1 protein-coding gene is annotated in these 738 nt (G+C 69.2%); it reads left to right on the top strand.

What is annotated here, in order from left to right; all coding sequences use genetic code 11:
• On the top strand, nucleotides 1–585 hold a 585-nt coding region (locus AC3WJI_RS21685; protein WP_492759378.1), incomplete at its 5' end, for a cold-shock protein.
• Nucleotides 586–738: the final 153 nt, after the last annotated feature.

Below are 738 nucleotides of genomic sequence, written 5' to 3'. Positions count from 1 at the left end.
GGCGGCTTCGGCGGCGGCGGCGGTGGTGGTTTCCGCGGCGGCGGCGGCGGCGGCATGCCCCCCCAGGTCGTCGGCGAGGCGACCGGCGTCGTAAAGTTCTTCAACGCACAAAAGGGCTTCGGCTTCGTCGTTCGCGATGACGGCGGCGAGGACGTGTTCGTGCACATTTCGGCAGTCGAACAGGCCGGCCTGACCGGTCTCGCCGAAGGCCAGCCGATGGGCTTCACGCTCGTCGATCGCGGCGGCCGCATCTCGGCGACCGACCTCAAGATCGACGGCGAGCCGATGCCGGTGAGCGATTCGGGTCCGCCCCGCGATCGTGACGGCCCCCGCGCCGGCGGTGCCGGCGGCCCGCAGCGCCAGCTGACCGGCGAGAAGGCGACCGGCACGGTCAAGTTCTTCAACGCGATGAAGGGCTTCGGCTTCATTCAGCGCGACGACGGCCAGCCCGACGCATTCGTCCACATCAGCGCCGTCGAGCGCGCCGGCATGCCGACGCTCAACGAAGGCGACCGGCTCGAGTTCGAGCTCGAGGTCGATCGCCGCGGCAAGTACGCGGCAGTGAACCTGCAGCCGGGCAGCTGATTTCAGCGAACCGAATCACGAAGGGGCCGGGCGGAAACGTCCGGCCTTTTTGTTTTTGGCGGGAGGCGGGCTTCTCAAGCCCCTCCCCTTCAGAGCATCGGGTCGGCCATGCCCCGCATGGCCTGATCAGCGCGGGGCGCTGATCACCCGATG

It is taken from the genome of Sphingomonas sp. FW306-1B-B10E (assembly GCF_058782005.1).
Note: the sequence above shows the minus strand (reverse complement) of the source record. Positions and strands in the feature narration are given on the sequence as shown.